Source organism: Streptacidiphilus sp. MAP12-33 (assembly GCF_041261265.1).
Lineage (GTDB): Bacteria > Actinomycetota > Actinomycetes > Streptomycetales > Streptomycetaceae > Streptacidiphilus.
The window spans coordinates 56060-72954 of record NZ_JBGCCA010000032.1 but is presented as its reverse complement, the minus strand read 5'-3'; the positions used below and the strand labels follow the sequence as shown (position 1 = coordinate 72954).

The window sequence follows — 16895 nt, the reverse complement described above, 5'->3', positions numbered from 1 at the left end:
CCCCTCTCCCTAGGGGAGGGTGAGGATCTCCGAGCCGTCCTCGGTGACGACGAGCGTGTGCTCGAACTGCGCGGTGCGCTTGCGGTCCTTCGTCACGACCGTCCAGCCGTCCGGCCAGATGTCGTGGTGGTAGTCGCCCAGCGTCAGCATCGGCTCGATGGTGAAGGTCATGCCCGGCTGCATCACCGTGGTGGCGAACTCGCTGTCGTAGTGCGGGATGATCAGCCCGGAGTGGAACGACGTGTTGATCCCGTGGCCGGTGAAGTCGCGCACGACGCCGTAGCCGAAGCGCTTGGCGTAGGACTCGATCACCCGCCCGATCACGTTGATCTGCCGCCCCGGCTTCACCGCCGCGATGCCGCGGCGGGTCGCCTCCCGGGTGCGCTCGACCAGCAGCTCGGACTCCTCGTCCACGTCGCCGACGAGGTAGGTGGCGTTGAGGTCGCCGTGCACGCCGTGGATGAAGGCGGTGACGTCGAGGTTGACGATGTCGCCGTCGCGCAGCACGGTCGAATCCGGGATGCCGTGGCAGATCACCTCGTTGACCGAGGTGCAGATGGACTTCGGGAAGCCCCGGTAGCCGAGGTCCGAGGGGTAGGCGTCGTGGTCGCACATGTACGCGTGCGCGATCCGGTCCAGCTCGTCCGTGGTCACGCCCGGCTCGATCGCGGCGGCCGCGGCGTCCATCGCCTGCGCGGCGACGCGTCCGGCGATCCGCATCTTCTCGATCGTCTCGGCGGTCTGCACCTCCGGCCCGTCGTAGGGCCGGGGGGCCTTGCGGCCCACGTACTCCGGGCGCGGGATGTGCGCCGGCACGGCGCGGGTCGGGGAGAGCGTCCCAGGGACGAGAGGTGCGGGTGCCATGGTGGTCATCCTAGTCAGCGGGTACACCTCCGATGCGGGACGCCGAGTGTGACGGGAGCGGATATGGCGAAGCAGCCGACGGGGAAGCCGGGCGAGTGGTTCTGGTGCCTGAAGCACCGCAAGGTCGAGGAGGGCCCGGAGTGCCCGGCCCGCAACCGCCTCGGCCCGTACGAGACGGCGGAGGCCGCGTCCCACGCGCTGGAACGCGTGGCCTCCCGCAACGACGAGTGGGACACCGACCCGCGCTGGCAGTAGGTGCAGCACCTCAGAGCCCCGCCCCTGACGCGCCTTCGGCGCGCGGGGCGGTGCGACTGGATGTCGAGCGAAAAGGTGTGCACGAAGTGCCACAAGGCGGGCACCCCCCTGACGGGGTCACAGTGCCTGTGGCAGGGTGTCACCACGCAACTCGCACTGTGGGGGAACGCCGGTGGCACGTGGCAGGGACTTTTCGCGCGTCGGCGTGCGCGTCGCCGCCGCCCTCGGCGCGGCGCTCGTGCTGGGGTTGGCCGCCGTCGCGATGAAGGCGGGGAGCGGAACCGCGCTGGCCGGGGACGGGCCGGAGAAGGCGCGATGGGTGCTGCTGGCCCTGGGCGTCGTCGTCCTCGCCCTGCCGCTCGCGCTGCGCGCGCGCCGCAGTCAGGACGTGATGCGGGAGGAGACACCCGCGCAGGCGCGCGTCTCCTCGCTGATCGTGCCGGCCTTCACAGTCATGGCCGTGGCCACCTTCGTCGGGCTGGCGATCCTCGGTACCCGCAGCACCCAGATCCCCTACTCGCCGCCCCAGGGTGTCGCCGCGCCCAGGGTGACCACCGGGACCGTCCCGCCCAGCCAGTACCCGGCGGACCCGCCGTCGTCGACCCCCCCGGCGGCAGGGTCGTCCATCGACTTCAAGGCCCTGCTCACCGGCTTCGTGATTCTCGTCGGCGTCGTCGTGCTGATCGTCCTGGTCGTGCTCGTCGTGCGCTGGCTGATGGCCCGTCGGCGAGTGACCACGGACAGCGACGGAGTCGTCGACGGCGGGATCGACGGCGACGGCACCGAGGAGGCGCTGGCCGAGGCCGTCTTGGCGGGGCGTGCGGCGCTCACCGACGACGCCGATCCGCGCACCGCGATCATCGCCTGCTACGCGGCGATGGAGCGCTCCCTGGACCACGGCGGCATCAGCCGCCGGAAGGCGGACACCCCGACCGAGCTGCTGCATCGCGCCGTCCAGGCCGAACTGGTCCTGGGGGGCGCGGCGCGGACCCTGACCGAGCTGTTCACCGAGGCGCGGTACTCCACCCACCCGATGGGCGAGCACCAGCGCGACCAGGCCCGTGCGGCGCTGGAGGACATCGGCCGCCACCTCGCCGCCGCCACTGCGCCCACCGCGGCCGGCCTCGGCGTGACCGAGGAGATCGAGATCTGATGACGACTCCCCACCCGCACCATGGCGCGATCGGTCCTCTCGAAGCGGCGCCGGAGCCGCCGCCCGCGCCCGGCTCGCTGACGTCGCCGCAGGCACAGCCGCCCCACCACCCTTCCGCGTTCCCCGGCTACGACGCCGGCCTGCACCGCGACGCCTCGGCGGCGCGCACCCCGGCGCCGCGTTCCGGCCTGCTCGGGCCGGACCGGCTGCCGCTGCTGGCACTCGGCGGCTTCGCGCTGGTCTGCCTGGCCGCGCTGTGGGCCGTCGGCGGGGTCGCCGGGCTGTCCGTCGGCGTGGTCGCGATCGTCGCCGCCGGGGCGTGGGTCGCGCGGTGGATCGCGGGCGCCGGTGTGATGGACTCCGGCTTCCGGCGCCGCAGCCGGCTCGTCGGGACCCGCGAGCCGACCCTGCGCTACTGGGACGCGGCCCTCGGGGACGCGGCCCGCACCCCGGAGGGCTACGCCCTGCACCTGTACCCGCTGCTGCTGCGGCTCTACGAGGTGCGGCTGGCGGAGCGTCACGGCGTCTCGCTGCGCGCTCAGCCCGCGCGCGCCGCGGCGATCGTCGGCCCGCAGCTGTGGCCCCTGCTCGACCCGATGCAGCCCCGCACGCCGACCGCGATCCGCCAGGCGCGGCAGGCCGGCTACCACGACATCCCGGACCCGAGGCCGCTGCCGCCCGCGCTGCTCGAAGCGCTGGTGGCCCGCCTGGAAACCCTCTGACGATCCGACCATCAGCACCGCAACGCCTTCGAGGAGCACCGTGACCGCCTCCGTAACGGACCAGTTGACCCCGCAGCAGGCGGGGGTGCGCGCCCACGCGGTGCTCGACGAGATCGAGCGCGCCGTCGTCGGCAAGCGCTCCGCGCTGGAGCTGGTGATGCTCGGCGTGCTCGCCGGCGGCCACGTGCTGATCGAGGACCTGCCGGGTCTCGGCAAGACGCTGCTCGCCCGGTCCTTCTCGACCGTGCTGGGCCTGGACTTCCGCCGGATCCAGTTCACGCCGGACCTGCTGCCCTCCGACGTGACCGGCGCGCCCTTCTACGACCAGCGCACCGGCGAGATGGTCTTCCGGCCCGGCCCGGTCTTCGCCAACCTGCTGCTGGCCGACGAGATCAACCGCACGCCCCCGAAGACCCAGGCGGCCCTGCTGGAGGCGATGGCCGAGGCGCAGGTCTCCATCGACGGCGTCACCCGCGAGCTGCCCAAGCCGTTCGTCGTCATCGCCACCGACAACCCGATCGAGTACGAGGGCACCTACGCGCTGCCCGAGGCCCAGCTCGACCGATTCCTGCTGCGGGTGCGGATGGGCTACCTGCCCGTGGCCGACGAGGCGGCGATGCTCCGCCGCCGTCTGGACCGCAGCACCCCGGAGGCGGTGCTCGACAGGCTCAGCAACCCCGGCGAGGTGCTGGCCATGCGCGCCGCGCTGGAGCGCGTCGAGGTCAACACGGACCTGGTCGACTACGTCGTCGCGCTGATCGACGCCACCCGCCGGCACGCCCAGATCCAGGTCGGCGCCTCGCCGCGCGGCGGTCTCGCGCTGGTGCAGCTGGCCCGCGCCCGGGCCGTGATGGCCGGCCGCGACTACGTGATCCCCGAGGACGTGAAGGCCGTCGCGCTCCCGGCGCTGGCCCACCGGATCACCCTGAAGCCGGAGCTGTGGGTGCGTCGGATCTCCGCGGACGACGTGATCGCCGGCGTGGTGCAGAGCGTGCCGACCCCGCAGACCACCCCGCGGACCGCCCCGCACACCGCCCAGCACACCGCCCCGGTGCCGAATCCGGTTGGCGCATGATCCACGCGCTGGACCGGGTGCTCGGCGGGCAGCCGCAGGGCACCGAGCACGAGGAGATCCCGGGCACCCCGGAGCGGGGCGTCCGGCTGACCGAACGCGCGGTGCGGCTGCTGTCGGTCGTCGTCACCGCGGTGGCGATCGCGCTCGTCACCGACCAGCCGTGGCTGCTCGCGCTGGCCGCCGGTCCGCTCTGCCTGCTGCTGCTCGCCGCGCTGAGCCCGCACCGGGTCGAGGGCGAGCCGGTCGCGGCCGGTGGGCAGTCCTACCAGTCGAGCCTGCGGGTCTTCGAGGGCGAGCCGGTCACCGCGTGGTTCCGGGTCGCCTTCCCGGGGTCCGCCGAGTGGCTCGACCCGGGCGTCGTCGTCGGGGCCGGGTGCGAGCTGGTCTCCGTCGAGTCGCACGGCGCGCAGCTCACCCTCGGCTTCGTCGCCCGCCGTTGGGGCCGCTGGTCGCTGGGCACGGTGGACGTCGACATCCACGACCGGGGCGGGCTGCTGCGCCGCACGCTGCGCGTCGAGCTCGGCCAGGTCGAGGTCTTCCCGAACCCCGCCGAGGGCGGGCTCACCCCCGTGCCGGTGCGGTTGCCCGGCAACCTCGGCGAGCACACCTCGCGTCAGCAGGGCGAGGGCGTCGAGGTCGTGGGCACCCGCCCGTTCGTGTGGGGCGAGCGGCAGCGCCGCATCAACTGGGCCGCCACCAGCCGGCGCGGCGGCGCCATCCAGCTCCAGCAGTTCGCCTCCGAGCGCGCCGCCGACGTGGTGGTGCTCCTGGACGCCTTCGCCGACCTGCGCGACCCGAACACCGGCGCGTCCAGCCTGGACGAGTCGCTGCGCGTCGCCGCCGGGATCGTCCGTGCCTACCTGCGCAGCCACGACCGGGTCGGCGTGGTCTCCGTCGGCGGTCGGCTGCACTGGCTCCAGCCGGGTCACGGGGACCAGTACTTCTACCGGGTCGTGCAGACCGTCCTGGACGTGCGGCGCGACCTCGCGTACCAGACCCCCGACCTGAACCGGCTCCCTCCGCCCGCGCTGCCGCACGGCGCGCTGGTCCACGCGGTCACCCCGCTCGCGGACAACCGCATGATGGGCGTGCTGGGCGGGCTCGCGGAGCGCGGCAACCCGGTCGTGGTCGTGGAGATCCCGATCGGTGACCCGCGGGTCGGCAGCGGCGAGGTGACCGAGGCGCTGGCGCTGCGGCTGTGGCGGCTCGACCGCGAGGCCCTGCGGTTCAGCCTGACCGAGAAGGGCATCCCGGTCGCCCCCTGGGAGGGTGGCACCCTCGACCTCACCTTCGCGCCGCTGATGCGCACCCGGATCCAAGGGAGGCTGCGATGAGCGTGCAGTCGATGAGCCGCGACGAGACGGGAGCGGCCCCGGAGGCTGCCGCGGACTTCGCGCGGTGGGAGTCCGAGGTGTTCGCCGCGCGTGGTCTGGGTGTCGCGATGGCCGTCGCCGCCGCGGACCCGGTCAACCTCGTCCACGCCTCCTGGGTGCTCGGGGCGGTCGTCGTCCGGCTGATCGTGCTGATCCTGATGGGGGCCGTGGCCTGGTTCACGGCGCCGCCGGTGGTGGCCCGTCCCGTCACCGGCGACCCGCGCTGGGCCAGTCAGCTGTCCCGGCACCGCAACACCGTGCTGGCGGTCGGTTTCGTGGTGGCCGTGGCGCTCGGCGCCCCGCCGGTCTGGATGATGGCCTGCGACGCCGCGCTGCTCCTGGCCTACCTGCTCTTCGTCGACGCGGCCGCCGGCGGTCCGCCCGGGGCGGCGCAGCTGCGCGACTGGCCCGGGCTGGCCACCGCGGTCGCGGCCACGGGCCTGGTGCTGACGGGGGCCACGGTCTCCGTCGCCACCGCCGACTCCTGGGCACGCGCGACGGCGGGGGTGCTGGTCCTCGTGGTGGGCGCGGGACTGGCGCTGTCCGTGCGGCGGCGCCGCGGCCGCTGAGCCGAGGCCGGCGCAGTGGCGCAGTGGCGCAGTGGCGCAGCGGCTCAGAGGCGCAGGGCGCGGGGCACTCAGCCGAAGACGGTGCGGTCCCGGTGCAGTGCCATGCGCGTCGGGAGCGTGCCGCCCTCCGGGAGGGCGGCGGCGTCGCCGTGGTAGCGGGGGCAGGCCAGTGACCAGACCAGGTTGCCGCTGAGCATCAGCTCCCAGGCCGTCAGGTAGGTGTCCGTCGCCGGGGCGCCGTCCGCACGCAGGGTGCCGGCGGCGGCATGGAAGTTCTCCTCGGCGGCGGCGATCCGGGCGCAGACCGTGTCGGCGGCCTCCTGGAGGGTGAGCCCCTCGGCGTCGCGCAGCACGGCCAGGGCGTTCATCGGCTCGCCCGCGAAGTACTCCTTGCGGAACGACAGCAGGTCGTTGACCAGGATCGTGTGCACGAAGCAGGCCCGGTGCAGCTCCGCCCAGGCGGTGGCGTCCGCCGACGCCTGGAGCCGCGTCAGGTCCGGCAGACCCAGGCCGTGTTCGATGGCGACACCGACCAAGTCGAAGGCGGAGTCCGCGTAGCGGGCGGCCAGGTAGGCGTCGTAGCCGCCCAGCGCCTCGCGTGCGGTCCGCTCCTTGCCCGCCCCGGCCGCGATGACCTCGGAGAAGCCCGCCACGAACCGGGCCCACAGCCGGTCGGGAACGCCCTCGCGGGCCCGCGTCAGCGTCCGCGCGAGCAGCCGCAGCGGCGCGGAGCCGGCCGGATCGCTGCTCTCGCTGCGCTCGCCCCGCAGCACGGCCAGGTAGTCGGCGGCCCTGGCCCGTTCCCCGGCCTCGTCGTCCGCGACGTCGTCGAGCAGGAACAGCGCGGACGCGGCCACGCAGATCCCCACCAGCTTCGCCGCGTCGGCCCCCGGCAGCACCCCGCACATCAGGCTGACGCCCTCGCAGGGCCCGAACAGCCGTTCCGCGCCGGGCAGTCGCAGGCCGGTGAGGGCGTCGCGGAACCACGCGTCGTGCGCCGCACGGACCGTGTCCGTGTCGGTGTGGGTGCGGGCCGCCCGCAGGCGCCCGTGCGGCAGGGCCAGGTCCAGCACCAGTGGCTGCTCCTCCTGGCCGTCGGTGCCCGGCCCGCGTCGCGGGGTCGTGGCGGCCTGCCTCATCCGGAACCTCCCGCGCGTGCGTCGGCTGCGTCCGGCGGCTCAGCCCCGGACGGTCACTGTTCAGCCAACGACGGGTGCGGGTCGACGGCACGCGGGGTACGGCCACCCGTGTGTCCGGCCGCGGCGGCCCGCCGGGCGGCCAGGGCGAGCGCGTGCGGGTCGGTGCGGGAGTCGAACCGCCACAGCCCCGGCAGGGCCAGCGCCAGCGCGCCGACCCCGACGACGCACGCGAGCCCGCCCGCCCATACGGACGTGCGCACCCCCGTCGCGGCGGCCGTCCATCCGGCGCGGACGGAGGCCAGCTGCGGTCCGACGGAGTAGCTGAGCAGTTCCACTCCGGCGAGCCGCCCGCGCAGCTCGTCCGGGATCGTGCCGTTCCACAGGGAGGCCCGGAACAGCCCGCTCACCATGTCGGCGGCCCCGGCGAGGACGAGGCAGGCGAGGACCGCCCACACGTCGCCCAGCAGCCCGGCCCCGGCGATCGCGGCTCCCCAGCAGGCGGCCGCCGCCACGATCCAGCGGCCGTACCGGTGGACCCGCGCGGCCCAGGCGCTGGTCAGCGAGACCAGCAGCGAGCCGATCGCGAAGGAGGCGTACATCAGGCCCAGCGCCCAGGAGGCGTGCAGTCGGTCGGCGAGGAACGGGAAGATCGCGACCGGCATCGCGAAGAGCATCGCGGCGATGTCGACCGCGTAGCTGCCGAGCAGGTCCGGTCGGCCGCGCGCGTACCGAAGGCCCGTCACCACCGAGCCGAGCGAGGCCCGTTCGGCGTCCGGCGCCGGCGGCACCGGCCGCAGCCGCGCCAGCAGCAGCACCGAGACGACGAAGGTCGCCAGGTCCACCTCGAAGGCGACGGCGATCCCGGCGGTGGTGGCGATCAGTCCCGCCAGCGCCGGTCCGGCGATCGCGCCCACGTTCCACCGCAGCGAGCTGAGGGCGGCGGCCGCCGTCTGCTGGTCGTGGGCCACCAACTGCGGGGTGAGCGCGTCGATGGAGGGCCGCTGGAGCGCCCCGGCGGCGGAGCTGAACGCGGCGACCAGGTAGAGCGGCCAGACCGCCGGGTGCGGCAGCAGCGCGTCGACGACCAGCCCGAGGGTGCACAGACCCTGGACCGCCTCGGTCCACAGCACGATCCGCCGCCGGTCCCAGGCGTCCGCGAGCGCCCCGCCCCACAGGCCGCAGAGCACCAGCGGCACCAGCTCGACGGCGCCCACGGCGCCCACGGCGAGCGTGGAACCGGTCAGCGCCTTCAGCTCCAGCGGGAGCGCGACCATCGTCAGGAAGCTGCCGAACAGCGTGACCGCGCCGGCGCTCCACAGCAGCCGGAAGTCGCGCGATCCGCGCCAGGGGGAGAGGTCCATGCCGAGCTTCACACCAGGTCACGCTTCCCTGGGGCGGGGGTGAAGGCAAGCGAATTAGCCGGGCGGCGCCTCGCCCGGCGCACGGTCGGCACCCGGTGCACGGTCGGCAAAGGGGCCCTCGGTGACGAAGCGGCGCAGCAGGAGGGCGAGGGTCCGGGCGTCCTCGCGGGGCCAGCCGGCCAGGGAGGCCTCGATCCGGTCGGCCAGACGGTCCCGGGTGACGCCCACCGCTTCCGCGCCGGCGGGGGTGAGTTCGAGCAGGGTCGCCCGGGCGTCGGCGGGGTCGGGGTCGCGGCGCAGCAGGCCGCCCTGCTGGAGGCGGTCCGCGCGACCGACGGGTCCACCGTCCGCATGGAGGTCTACCTCTTCGGGGAGTTCGCGCCCGACGGACGCTTCCGCCGGATCGAGGAGACCACCCTGCTGCTCGAGGGCGCCGACGCCGACCGGAACCTCGGCAGCGCGCGGTGAGAGGTCACCAGCCCAGCGGCGGGGGCGGCGCGGTGAGCTGGTCCAGCAGACGGGCCAGCCGCCCCCGCAGGCCGCCGCCGGTGCGGCGGGGCGAGGCGGGGTCGCCCGTGGCCGCGCTGACGAGGTGCTGGACGAGCTCGAAGGAGGGCGCCCCCGGATCGGGCGCGACGGTCAGCGCCTCGTGCGCCAGGCCGCGCAGCTCCGGGTCGGCAGCCTCCAGGGCGAGCACCGTCGCGCCCACCCGGCGCGCGTCGTGCACCCGCTCCAGCAGACCCTCGCCCGCCGCCTCGGGCGCGACCACGAAGACGGTCTCGCCCCGCCGCGCCGCCTCCAGGCGGGCCAGCGACACGGACAGGTGCGGCGGCGCGTCCGGCGGGACGCGGTGGCGGACCAGCACGGGGGAGAGCCCCGGCAGGTCCGCGAAGGCGGCCTCGTCGGCGAGGTGCGCCGCCAGGTGCCAGGGCTCCTCGGCCTCGGTGCCGACCAGCAGCAGGCCGCCGGGACGGGCCACGTCCCGCAGCGTCCCGGCGAAGCCGCGGGTGCGCGCGATCCAGGGGGTGTCCGCCAGTAGCTCCCGCAGCATTGTGACCCTCACCGCATCCATGGATGCCATGCTCCCGCACCGCGCGGCGAGGATGGGAGGATCTGGCCATGAGTACACCTGATGCAGCGTCGGCCGGCGCCCCCGCCGCGACCGCCCGCACGCCCTTCGACCTGCCCGACGTCTCCGGCCTGGTGGTCGGCGTCCTGGGCGGCACCGGCCCGCAGGGCCGCGGTCTGGCCTACCGGCTCGCCAAGGCCGGCCAGCAGGTGGTCATCGGTTCGCGCAGTGCCGAGCGCGCCGCTGCGGCCGCCGCCGAGCTGGGCCTGGGCGTCGAGGGCGCGGACAACGCCGCGACCGCCGCCCGCGCGGACATCGTGATCGTCGCCGTCCCGTGGGAGGGCCACGGCGAGCTGCTGACCTCGCTGCGCGGCGAGCTCGCCGGCAAGATCGTCGTCGACTGCGTCAACCCGCTCGGCTTCGACAAGCAGGGCGCCTACGCGCTCAAGCCCGAGGAGGGCAGCGCCGCGCAGCAGGCCGCCGCCCTGCTGCCGGACTCCCGCGTCACGGCCGCCTTCCACCACCTCTCGGCGGTGCTGCTGGAGGACCGCGAGGTCGAGGAGATCGACATCGACGTCCTGGTGCTGGGGGAGGAGCGGGCCGCGACGGACACCGTCCAGGCCCTGGCCAACCGCATCCCCGGCATGCGCGGCGTCTTCGCCGGCCGCCTGCGCAACGCCCACCAGGTCGAGTCGCTGGTGGCGAACCTGATCTCGGTCAACCGCCGCTACAAGGCCCACGCGGGCCTGCGCATCACCGACGTCTGAGCCTCGGCGCGCACCCCCGGTCGGGGGAGCACGGGCCGGAGAGGGAGAATGGTCCCTGTCCGGCCCGTTCTGCTCGCTGTCCCTCGGAGATCCCGATGCCCCGCTTCGCCCTGTTCGCCTTCGCCCTCGCCGTCCTGGCGCTCGCCGCGGCGGTCGTGTCGGTCCTGGCGCAGTTCTGGGTGGGCCTGGCCTTCGTGCTGCTCGCGGGCGTCGCCAGCAACGTGGGCTGGGTCCAGTGGCGCCGCGCCCGCGTCTGAGCGGCGCGAGGGGCGCGAGTCGTCAGTTGCCGAAGCCGGAGAAGCCGAAGCTGAAGAAGTGGAACAGCTGGTTGCCGTAGGCGGCGTACACGTCGGCGTGGAACCAGCCCAGGATCGGGAAGACCAGGTTGCCGAAGAACCAGTTGTTGATGGTGCGGTTCCACAGCAGCAGGACGACGATCATCATGCCGTAGGGCGCGATGTTCGCCAGTGAGCGGCGGGTCTCGTAGGAGATCCAGGGCTCGATGATCCCGTAGCCGTCCAGGCCCGGCATCGGCACGAGGTTCAGGATCGTGGCCATCACCTGGAGCAGCGCCAGGTAGCCGAGCGCCGAGTAGAACTCCAGGTGCGACGTCCGGTACGTGCCGTCGAACGACGGCGCGACCGTGGCCAGGACCACCATCAGGACCAGTGCGAGGGCCGCGTTGGTCGCCGGGCCCGCCGCCGAGATCAGGGCGTTCTTCGCCTTGCTGCGGATGCGCCCGCGCTCGATGAAGACCGCGCCGCCCGGGAGCGCGATGCCGCCGAGGATGATGAAGACCAGCGGCAGGACGAAGCTGTAGATCGGGTGCGTGTACTTCAGCGGATTCAGCGTCAGATAGCCCTTGGCGCCGACGCTGATGTCCCCGCCGTGCAGGGCGGCGCGGGCGTGCGCGAACTCGTGCAGGCAGAGCGAGATCAGCCAGCCCGCGCAGACGAACAGGAAGACGCCCAGCCGGGCGTTGCCCCAGCCGCCCCAGAGCATCACCCCGGTCGCTGCGAAGATCGCGAGCAGCACCCAGAAGACGGTGCTGATCCGGCGGTCCGAGTGCGAATGGGAGTGGCTCGAGAACGCGCTCATGGGTGACGGGGCTCCGGTCGTGGACAACTGCGGACGGACACGCGAGTGCCGATGATGCCGTGTCGCCGCGGCGCGCGCCAAGCTCCGCGCACGGCGATCCGCACCTGAAGTGGTGAACGCACGCGCCCCCGGCCCGGTTCCACGGGAGGCGTGCCCGGGGTTGCGCCGATGATCCAGAATATGGGGATGCGCTACGGCATCCTCGGCAGCACGCTCGTGCTCGGCGACGACCACCGGCCGGTGCCCCTGCCGGGCGGACGGCTGCGTGCGCTGCTCGCGGCGCTCGCGCTGCGCGAGGGCCGGGCCGCGCAGCCGTGGGCGCTGATCGAGGAGATCTGGGGCGAGTCCGGTCCCGCCGACCCGCAGGACGCGCTGCAGACGCTGGTGGCCCGACTGCGGCGCGCGCTGGGCCCCGACCGGGTGGGCTCCGGCCCGGAGGGCTACCGCCTGCTCGGCGGCGACACCGACGTCGCCGCGTTCCGCGCGCTCGTCGCCGAAGCGGGCGGGGCGCCGCCCGCACGGGCGGCCGAGCGCTTGGGGGAGGCGCTCGCGCTGTGGCGTGGTCCGGCGCTCGCCGACCTGCCGATCCGTGAGGACGCCGCGCGGCGCCTGGAGGCCGAGCACGCGGCCGCGCTCCGCGCCCGCGTCGAGGCCGAGCTCGCGCTCGGGCGCGCGGCCCAGGTCCTCCCCGAGCTCGCCGAACGCCTGGCGGCGGAGCCGCTCGACGAGCCGTGGCACCTCCTCCACCTCCGCGCCCTCCACGCCGGCGGGCGCACGGCGGACGCCCTGCGCGCCTACGACTCCCTCCGCCGCGCGCTGGCCACCGAGCTCGGCGCCGACCCGAGCCCGGCCCTCCAGGCCGCCTACGCGCAGCTGCTCGCGCCCACCGCGCCCACCGTGCCCACCGCGCCCACCGCGCCTGCCGCGCCTGCCGCGCCGCCGCGCGCGGGCGCGGAGGGGCGGCCGCCCGGCAACCTCCCTGCGCGGGTGACCAGTTTCGTCGGGCGGGAGGCGGAGCTCGACGCGTTGCGTGCGGAACTGCCGCAGGCGCGCGTGCTGACGTTGACCGGGCCGGGCGGGACCGGCAAGACACGCCTGGCGCAGCAGGCCGGCGCCGCGCTGGCCGGGGCGTACCCGGACGGGGTGTGGCAGGTCGAGCTCGCGCCCCTGGACGACCCGCGCGCGGTCGTGGACGCCGCCCTCGGCGCCCTCGGCCTGCGGGCGACGCATCTGGGCCTCGGGATGTCGGAGCCGCTCGCGGCCGCCGTCCCCGGTGCTCCTGGCGTTCCCGGCGCCGACGGGCCGCTCGGCCGCCTGCTGGAGTTCTGCGGCCCGCGCGAGCTGCTGCTGGTGCTCGACAACTGCGAGCACCTCGTCCAGGCCGCCGCCGAGCTCGCCGACCGCCTGGTGGCCCACTGTCCCGGCGTCACCGTGCTCGCGACCAGCCGCGAACCTCTCGGCGTCGCGGGCGAGCTGGTCCGCCCGGTCGAGCCGCTGCCGGAACCGACCGCGCTGCGGCTGCTCGCCGAGCGCGGCGCCGCCGCCCGGCCGGGCTTCGATCCGGCCGATCCGGCGCAGGATCCGGAGGCCTGCGCCGAACTGTGCCGTCGGCTGGACGGTCTGCCGCTGGCCATCGAGCTGGCGGCGGCCCGGCTGCGGGCGATGACGCCCCGCCAGCTCGCGCACCGGCTCGACCGCCGGTTCACCCTGCTGACCGGTGGCAGCCGCACCGACCTGCCCCGGCAGCAGACCCTGCGCGCGGTCGTGGACTGGAGCTGGGACCTGCTGGAAGGGCCGGAACGGACCCTCCTCGCCCGCCTGAGCGTCTTCGCCGGGGGCTGGACCCTCGACGCCGCCGAGGCGATCTGCGCCGACGCGGCGGAGCTGCCGGCCGAGGACGTCGCGCCCAGCCTGCTCTCCCTTGTCGACAAGTCGCTGATCCAGGTGGATCTCACCGCGTCCGGAGCGGGCGGCCCCCGCTACCGGATGCTGGAGACCATCCACGAGTACGCGGCCGAGCGCCTGTCCGAGACCGCCGCGTCCGAGACCGCCGCGCCCGGGACGGCCGCGCCCGGGACGCCGGCCGGTGCGCACCTGCGGTGGTTCCGCGAACTCGCCCGCACCACCGACCCGCTGCTGCGCACCGATGCCCAACTCGACGCGCTGCGACTGCTCGACGCGGAGCACGACAACCTGCGCGCCGCGCTGCGCCGCGCCGTGGAGGCGGGGGAGGAGCAGGAGGCGCTGAGCCTGCTGTGCAACCTCGGCTGGTACTGGAACCTGCGCAACCAGCGGGACGAGGCGCACGACTGGAACAAGGCGGTGCTGGCCCTCGTCCCCGGCGACCCCTTCGACCTGCCCGCCGTGCCGGTCACCGAAGGCCCGTGCGACCTGCCGCCGCCGTGGCCGCGGCCGGTGCTGGAGGAGGCCCGCCGGGCCGCCGTCACCGGCTCGCTACTCACTGCCGAGGGCATCTACGGTGGCGTGCCGTCCCCGGAGATGCGGGAGCTCGGCGCCCGGATCATCGCGTTCTACCGTCCCGAACTGCCCCAGTCGGCCCGGATGCCCGCCCTCCAGCGGGTCTACATCGTGATGTACGCGGGGCTGTTGGAGCAGTTGCAGCCGGTGGCCGACGGACTCGTCGACGGCTGCCGCCGGTTCGGACGGCGCTGGGAGCTCGCCTGCACCCTGCAGATCCGTTCCAAGCTGCTCAACGACCAGTGGGATCGGCGGGACCAGGCCGAGCGGGACGCCGCCGAGAGCCAGCGGCTGTTCACCGAGATCGGCGACCGCTGGGGCCGGGCCGAGGCGCTGGCCGGGCGGGCCGAGATCGCCAACTTCGCCGGCGAGTTCGAGGAGGGTGCGCGCTGCTGCCGGGAGGCGATGGAGCTGGCCCACGAGGTCGGTGCCGACCAGGAGCAGCCGATCCTGCGGGTGCGCCTCGGCGACGCGCTCGTCGGCCTCGGCCGGTACGACGAGGGCGCGGCCGAACTGGTCCGCGCCATCGAGGAGTCGACGGCCTACGGGGTCATCGGCCAGGGCGCCGGCATGTTCGGCACGATGCTGCTGGCCGGTCTGCGGATGCGCCAGCAGCGTCTCGGGGAGGCGCGGACCCTGCTGGAGGGACTGCTGGTCGACTCCCCCCGGCCCGGTGCCGCCAACCTGCTCAACGGGATGATCACCAGCCTGCTCGGTGCCGTCGAGGCGATGGACGGCCGGCCGGTGGACGGACTGCGCCGGGTCCGGGCCGGCCTGGAGGAGCTGCGCAGCCACCCGCTCACGCCGCTCGTCCCCGAGCAGTTGCCGCTGGTGGTGGCGCCCGCCCTGACCGGCACGCTGTGGCGGTGCGCGGAGGCGGGCCTGGTCCCGGAGCAGGACCCGGCCCGCACGGCGGCCCGTATCCTCGGGGCGTACGAACAGTTGCAGACCCGCTCGGCCAAGCACCAGCTGGACCGCGCCGCTCTGGCCGAGACCGCCGCCGGCCTGCGCGCGCTCCTGGGCGACGCCGGGTACGAGCAGGCCTACGCGGAGGGCCGGGCGATGGACTCGTCACAGACCGTGCGGCTGATGCACGGGGAGGCGGACGGCTGACCGTCAGGCCCGCTTGCGGAAGCGGGCGACGGCCAGCGGGGCGAAGACGGCGGTCAGCCCCACCGACCAGGCGAGCGCGAGCAGCGCCGGATGCAGCACCGGACCGCCGTTGATCAGCGCGCGGCTCGCGTCCGCCAGCGAGGACAGCGGGTTGATCTTCGTGAAGGCCTGCAGCCATCCAGGCATCGAGTGCACCGGGGCGAACGTCGAACTCCCGAACTGGAGCGGCACGATGACCAGCATGGCGACGCCCTGCATGGCCTGCGCGTTCTTCATCGCCATGCCGAGCAGCATGGACACCCAGACCATGCCCGTGCCGAAGGCCAGCGCCAGTCCGAGCGTGGCCAGCACGTTCAGCGGGTTGGTGTGGACGCGCAGCCCCAGGCACATCGCGAACAGGACGAGGATCACCAGCGAGACCGCCGAACGGCAGCTCTCCGCCAGCAGCTTGGCGACGAGCACGGAGGAGCGTGCGATCGGCATCGTCCGGAAGCGGTCCATGACGCCGCTGGTGAAGTCCACGTTGAGGCCCGTGCCCACGGCCATCGCCAGGCTGAGGCCGATCTGCCCGAACAGGCCCGGGATCATGTACTGGATGTAGTTGTGCGAGTTGCCCGCCACCGCCCCGCCGAAGACGTAGACGAAGAGCACGGTGAAGAGGATCGGCATCAGCAGGGCGTCGAGCAGGGACTCCGGGTCGGCCTTCATCCGCATCAGGTTGCGGCGCGTCAGCGCGCCGATGTGGTGCGCGCTGGCGCGCAGGCTGGTGCGCTGGTCGGCGGCGTAGGCGCTCATGCGACGGACTCCAGGGGCGAGAGGGGAGCGGGAGCGGCCGGAGCGGACTGCGCTGCGGTGACGGCCAGGAACACCTCGTCCAGGCTCGGCAGCCGCATCTCCAGCGCGGCGACGCCCAGGCCGGAGGTGCCGAGCGCGGCCACCGCGGCCGTCAGCTCGGCGTCGTCACCGGCGGGGACCGCCAGGCGGCCCTCCCCGTCGGGCACGGCGGCGACGCCGTGGTCGGCCAGCCGGCGGACCATGGCGTCCAGCTGGTCCGGCCGGGCGGGCCGGATCGTCAGCGTCTGGTGGCCGACCTGCCGCTTGAGCGCGTCCACGCTCCCGGCGGCGATCACCTTGCCGCGGTCGATGACGGTGAGGTCGGAGGCGAGCTGCTCGGCCTCCTCCATGTACTGGGTGGTCAGCAGCACTGTCGAGCCTTGGTCGACCATGTGGCGGACCTCCGTCCACACCTCGTTGCGGGTGCGCGGGTCCAGCCCGGTGGTCGGCTCGTCGAGGAAGAGCACGAGCGGGCGACCGATCATCGAGGCGGCCAGGTCGAGGCGGCGGCGCATGCCGCCGGAGTACGTCCTGGCCGGGCGGCGCGCGGCCTCGGTGAGGGAGAAGCGCTCCAGCAGCTCCTCGGCACGGCGGCGCGCCCCCTTGGCGCTCAGGTCCAGCAGCCGGCCGATCAGGTAGAGGTTCTCGTAGCCGGAGAGCAGCTCGTCGACGGCGGCGAACTGCCCCGTCAGCCCGATGGCCCGGCGCAGCCGGTGCGGCTGGCGCTCCACGTCCCACCCGGCGACGCACGCCTGTCCGGCGTCCGCGCGCACCAGCGTGGACAGGATCCGCACCAGTGTCGTCTTCCCGGCCCCGTTCGGCCCGAGCACCCCCATCACGGTGCCCTCGGCGACGTCGAGATCGACGCCGTCGAGGGCCGTGGTCTCCCCGTAGTACTTCGCCAGCCCCCGCACCCGCACGGCGGCGGCCCGGCTCGGATTCGTCCTCAGCTCCATGCGAGGCACTCTGCCGCTGGGCGCCGTCACGCCTCCGTCAGCCCACCGTCAACCAGCCCACCGTCAACC

The 16895-nt window shown here is 74.5% G+C and carries 17 protein-coding genes; 10 read left to right on the top strand and 7 right to left on the bottom strand.

The genetic code is table 11. The features are described from left to right. Positions 1 to 9 precede the first annotated feature (9 nt). A complete protein-coding gene (map, locus tag ABH931_RS28185; RefSeq protein WP_370119080.1) occupies positions 10 to 864 on the bottom strand; it encodes a type I methionyl aminopeptidase in 855 nt (284 codons plus the stop codon). Between the two features lie 63 nt (positions 865 to 927). Between map and ABH931_RS28180 the strand changes: the two genes are divergently transcribed. The 6 genes from ABH931_RS28180 (at position 928) to ABH931_RS28155 (ending at position 6011) form a co-directional block, all read left to right on the top strand. Continuing rightward, a complete protein-coding gene (locus ABH931_RS28180; RefSeq protein ID WP_370119077.1) occupies positions 928 to 1119 on the top strand; it encodes a hypothetical protein in 192 nt (63 codons plus the stop codon). A 172-nt stretch (positions 1120 to 1291) separates the two neighbouring features. Continuing rightward, positions 1292 to 2272 (top strand): DUF4129 domain-containing protein, encoded by a 981-nt coding sequence (locus tag ABH931_RS28175; protein ID WP_370119074.1) that lies wholly within the window; start codon positions 1292 to 1294, stop codon positions 2270 to 2272. Beyond that, positions 2272 to 2994 carry a hypothetical protein gene (locus ABH931_RS28170; protein ID WP_370119071.1) on the top strand — a complete coding sequence of 241 codons (723 nt, stop codon included), beginning with the start codon at positions 2272 to 2274 and terminating at the stop codon, positions 2992 to 2994. Before ABH931_RS28175 ends, ABH931_RS28170 begins: the two co-directional genes overlap by 1 nt. 40 nt (positions 2995 to 3034) lie before the next feature. Then, positions 3035 to 4069: an AAA family ATPase gene (locus ABH931_RS28165; RefSeq protein ID WP_370119068.1), complete on the top strand. Its 1035-nt coding sequence runs from the start codon at positions 3035 to 3037 to the stop codon at positions 4067 to 4069. Then, entirely contained in the window at positions 4066 to 5403 is a 1338-nt protein-coding gene (locus ABH931_RS28160; protein ID WP_370119065.1) for a DUF58 domain-containing protein, read from the top strand. The genes ABH931_RS28165 and ABH931_RS28160 overlap by 4 nt, the downstream gene beginning before the upstream one ends. Further along, on the top strand, positions 5400 to 6011 hold the full coding sequence (locus ABH931_RS28155; protein ID WP_370119062.1) for a hypothetical protein: 612 nt from the start codon (positions 5400 to 5402) through the stop codon (positions 6009 to 6011). Before ABH931_RS28160 ends, ABH931_RS28155 begins: the two co-directional genes overlap by 4 nt. 68 nt (positions 6012 to 6079) lie before the next feature. On the opposite strand, the gene ABH931_RS28150 is transcribed toward ABH931_RS28155, so the two are convergent. Both ABH931_RS28150 and ABH931_RS28145 read right to left on the bottom strand, forming a co-directional pair. Then, positions 6080 to 7150 (bottom strand): terpene synthase family protein, encoded by a 1071-nt coding sequence (locus tag ABH931_RS28150; RefSeq protein ID WP_370119059.1) that lies wholly within the window; start codon positions 7148 to 7150, stop codon positions 6080 to 6082. A gap of 53 nt (positions 7151 to 7203) precedes the next feature. After that, positions 7204 to 8511, bottom strand: coding sequence for an MFS transporter (locus ABH931_RS28145; protein ID WP_370119056.1), 1308 nt, complete (start codon positions 8509 to 8511; stop codon positions 7204 to 7206). Positions 8512 to 8550: 39 nt separating this feature from the next. Between ABH931_RS28145 and ABH931_RS28140 the strand changes: the two genes are divergently transcribed. After that, the gene (locus ABH931_RS28140) at positions 8551 to 8979 is read left to right on the top strand and encodes a hypothetical protein (protein ID WP_370119053.1); all 429 of its coding nucleotides are present in this window, start codon (positions 8551 to 8553) and stop codon (positions 8977 to 8979) included. 4 nt (positions 8980 to 8983) lie between these two features. Here ABH931_RS28140 and ABH931_RS28135 read toward each other — a convergent pair whose 3' ends face one another. Then, on the bottom strand, positions 8984 to 9583 hold the full coding sequence (locus ABH931_RS28135) for a hypothetical protein (RefSeq protein WP_370119051.1): 600 nt from the start codon (positions 9581 to 9583) through the stop codon (positions 8984 to 8986). Positions 9584 to 9630: 47 nt separating this feature from the next. On the opposite strand from ABH931_RS28135, the gene npdG reads away from it, so the two are divergent. Further along, on the top strand, positions 9631 to 10347 hold the full coding sequence (gene npdG, locus ABH931_RS28130; RefSeq protein WP_370119049.1) for an NADPH-dependent F420 reductase: 717 nt from the start codon (positions 9631 to 9633) through the stop codon (positions 10345 to 10347). 95 nt (positions 10348 to 10442) lie between these two features. Next, a complete protein-coding gene (locus ABH931_RS28125; protein WP_370119046.1) occupies positions 10443 to 10604 on the top strand; it encodes a hypothetical protein in 162 nt (53 codons plus the stop codon). 22 nt (positions 10605 to 10626) lie between these two features. On the opposite strand, the gene ABH931_RS28120 is transcribed toward ABH931_RS28125, so the two are convergent. After that, the gene (locus ABH931_RS28120; protein WP_370119043.1) at positions 10627 to 11445 is read right to left on the bottom strand and encodes a site-2 protease family protein; all 819 of its coding nucleotides are present in this window, start codon (positions 11443 to 11445) and stop codon (positions 10627 to 10629) included. Between the two features lie 168 nt (positions 11446 to 11613). On the opposite strand from ABH931_RS28120, the gene ABH931_RS28115 reads away from it, so the two are divergent. After that, a complete protein-coding gene (locus ABH931_RS28115) occupies positions 11614 to 15036 on the top strand; it encodes a BTAD domain-containing putative transcriptional regulator (RefSeq protein ID WP_370119040.1) in 3423 nt (1140 codons plus the stop codon). Positions 15037 to 15039: 3 nt separating this feature from the next. On the opposite strand, the gene ABH931_RS28110 is transcribed toward ABH931_RS28115, so the two are convergent. Further along, the gene (locus tag ABH931_RS28110; RefSeq protein ID WP_370119037.1) at positions 15040 to 15831 is read right to left on the bottom strand and encodes an ABC transporter permease; all 792 of its coding nucleotides are present in this window, start codon (positions 15829 to 15831) and stop codon (positions 15040 to 15042) included. Next, a complete protein-coding gene (locus ABH931_RS28105; RefSeq protein ID WP_370119034.1) occupies positions 15828 to 16826 on the bottom strand; it encodes an ATP-binding cassette domain-containing protein in 999 nt (332 codons plus the stop codon). Before ABH931_RS28105 ends, ABH931_RS28110 begins: the two co-directional genes overlap by 4 nt. Positions 16827 to 16895 lie beyond the last annotated feature (69 nt).

What these genes read in the sequence shown, in the direction of transcription:
- map (WP_370119080.1), bottom strand. Translation starts at nt 864, where the DNA reads ATGGCACCCGCACCTCTCGTCCCTGGGACGCTCTCCCCGACCCGCGCC.
- ABH931_RS28180 (WP_370119077.1), top strand. Translation starts at nt 928, where the DNA reads ATGGCGAAGCAGCCGACGGGGAAGCCGGGCGAGTGGTTCTGGTGCCTG.
- ABH931_RS28170 (WP_370119071.1), top strand. Translation starts at nt 2,272, where the DNA reads ATGACGACTCCCCACCCGCACCATGGCGCGATCGGTCCTCTCGAAGCG.
- ABH931_RS28160 (WP_370119065.1), top strand. Translation starts at nt 4,066, where the DNA reads ATGATCCACGCGCTGGACCGGGTGCTCGGCGGGCAGCCGCAGGGCACC.
- ABH931_RS28155 (WP_370119062.1), top strand. Translation starts at nt 5,400, where the DNA reads ATGAGCGTGCAGTCGATGAGCCGCGACGAGACGGGAGCGGCCCCGGAG.
- ABH931_RS28150 (WP_370119059.1), bottom strand. Translation starts at nt 7,150, where the DNA reads ATGAGGCAGGCCGCCACGACCCCGCGACGCGGGCCGGGCACCGACGGC.
- ABH931_RS28145 (WP_370119056.1), bottom strand. Translation starts at nt 8,511, where the DNA reads ATGGACCTCTCCCCCTGGCGCGGATCGCGCGACTTCCGGCTGCTGTGG.
- ABH931_RS28135 (WP_370119051.1), bottom strand. Translation starts at nt 9,583, where the DNA reads ATGGATGCGGTGAGGGTCACAATGCTGCGGGAGCTACTGGCGGACACC.
- npdG (WP_370119049.1), top strand. Translation starts at nt 9,631, where the DNA reads ATGAGTACACCTGATGCAGCGTCGGCCGGCGCCCCCGCCGCGACCGCC.
- ABH931_RS28125 (WP_370119046.1), top strand. Translation starts at nt 10,443, where the DNA reads ATGCCCCGCTTCGCCCTGTTCGCCTTCGCCCTCGCCGTCCTGGCGCTC.
- ABH931_RS28120 (WP_370119043.1), bottom strand. Translation starts at nt 11,445, where the DNA reads ATGAGCGCGTTCTCGAGCCACTCCCATTCGCACTCGGACCGCCGGATC.
- ABH931_RS28115 (WP_370119040.1), top strand. Translation starts at nt 11,614, where the DNA reads ATGATCCAGAATATGGGGATGCGCTACGGCATCCTCGGCAGCACGCTC.
- ABH931_RS28110 (WP_370119037.1), bottom strand. Translation starts at nt 15,831, where the DNA reads ATGAGCGCCTACGCCGCCGACCAGCGCACCAGCCTGCGCGCCAGCGCG.
- ABH931_RS28105 (WP_370119034.1), bottom strand. Translation starts at nt 16,826, where the DNA reads ATGGAGCTGAGGACGAATCCGAGCCGGGCCGCCGCCGTGCGGGTGCGG.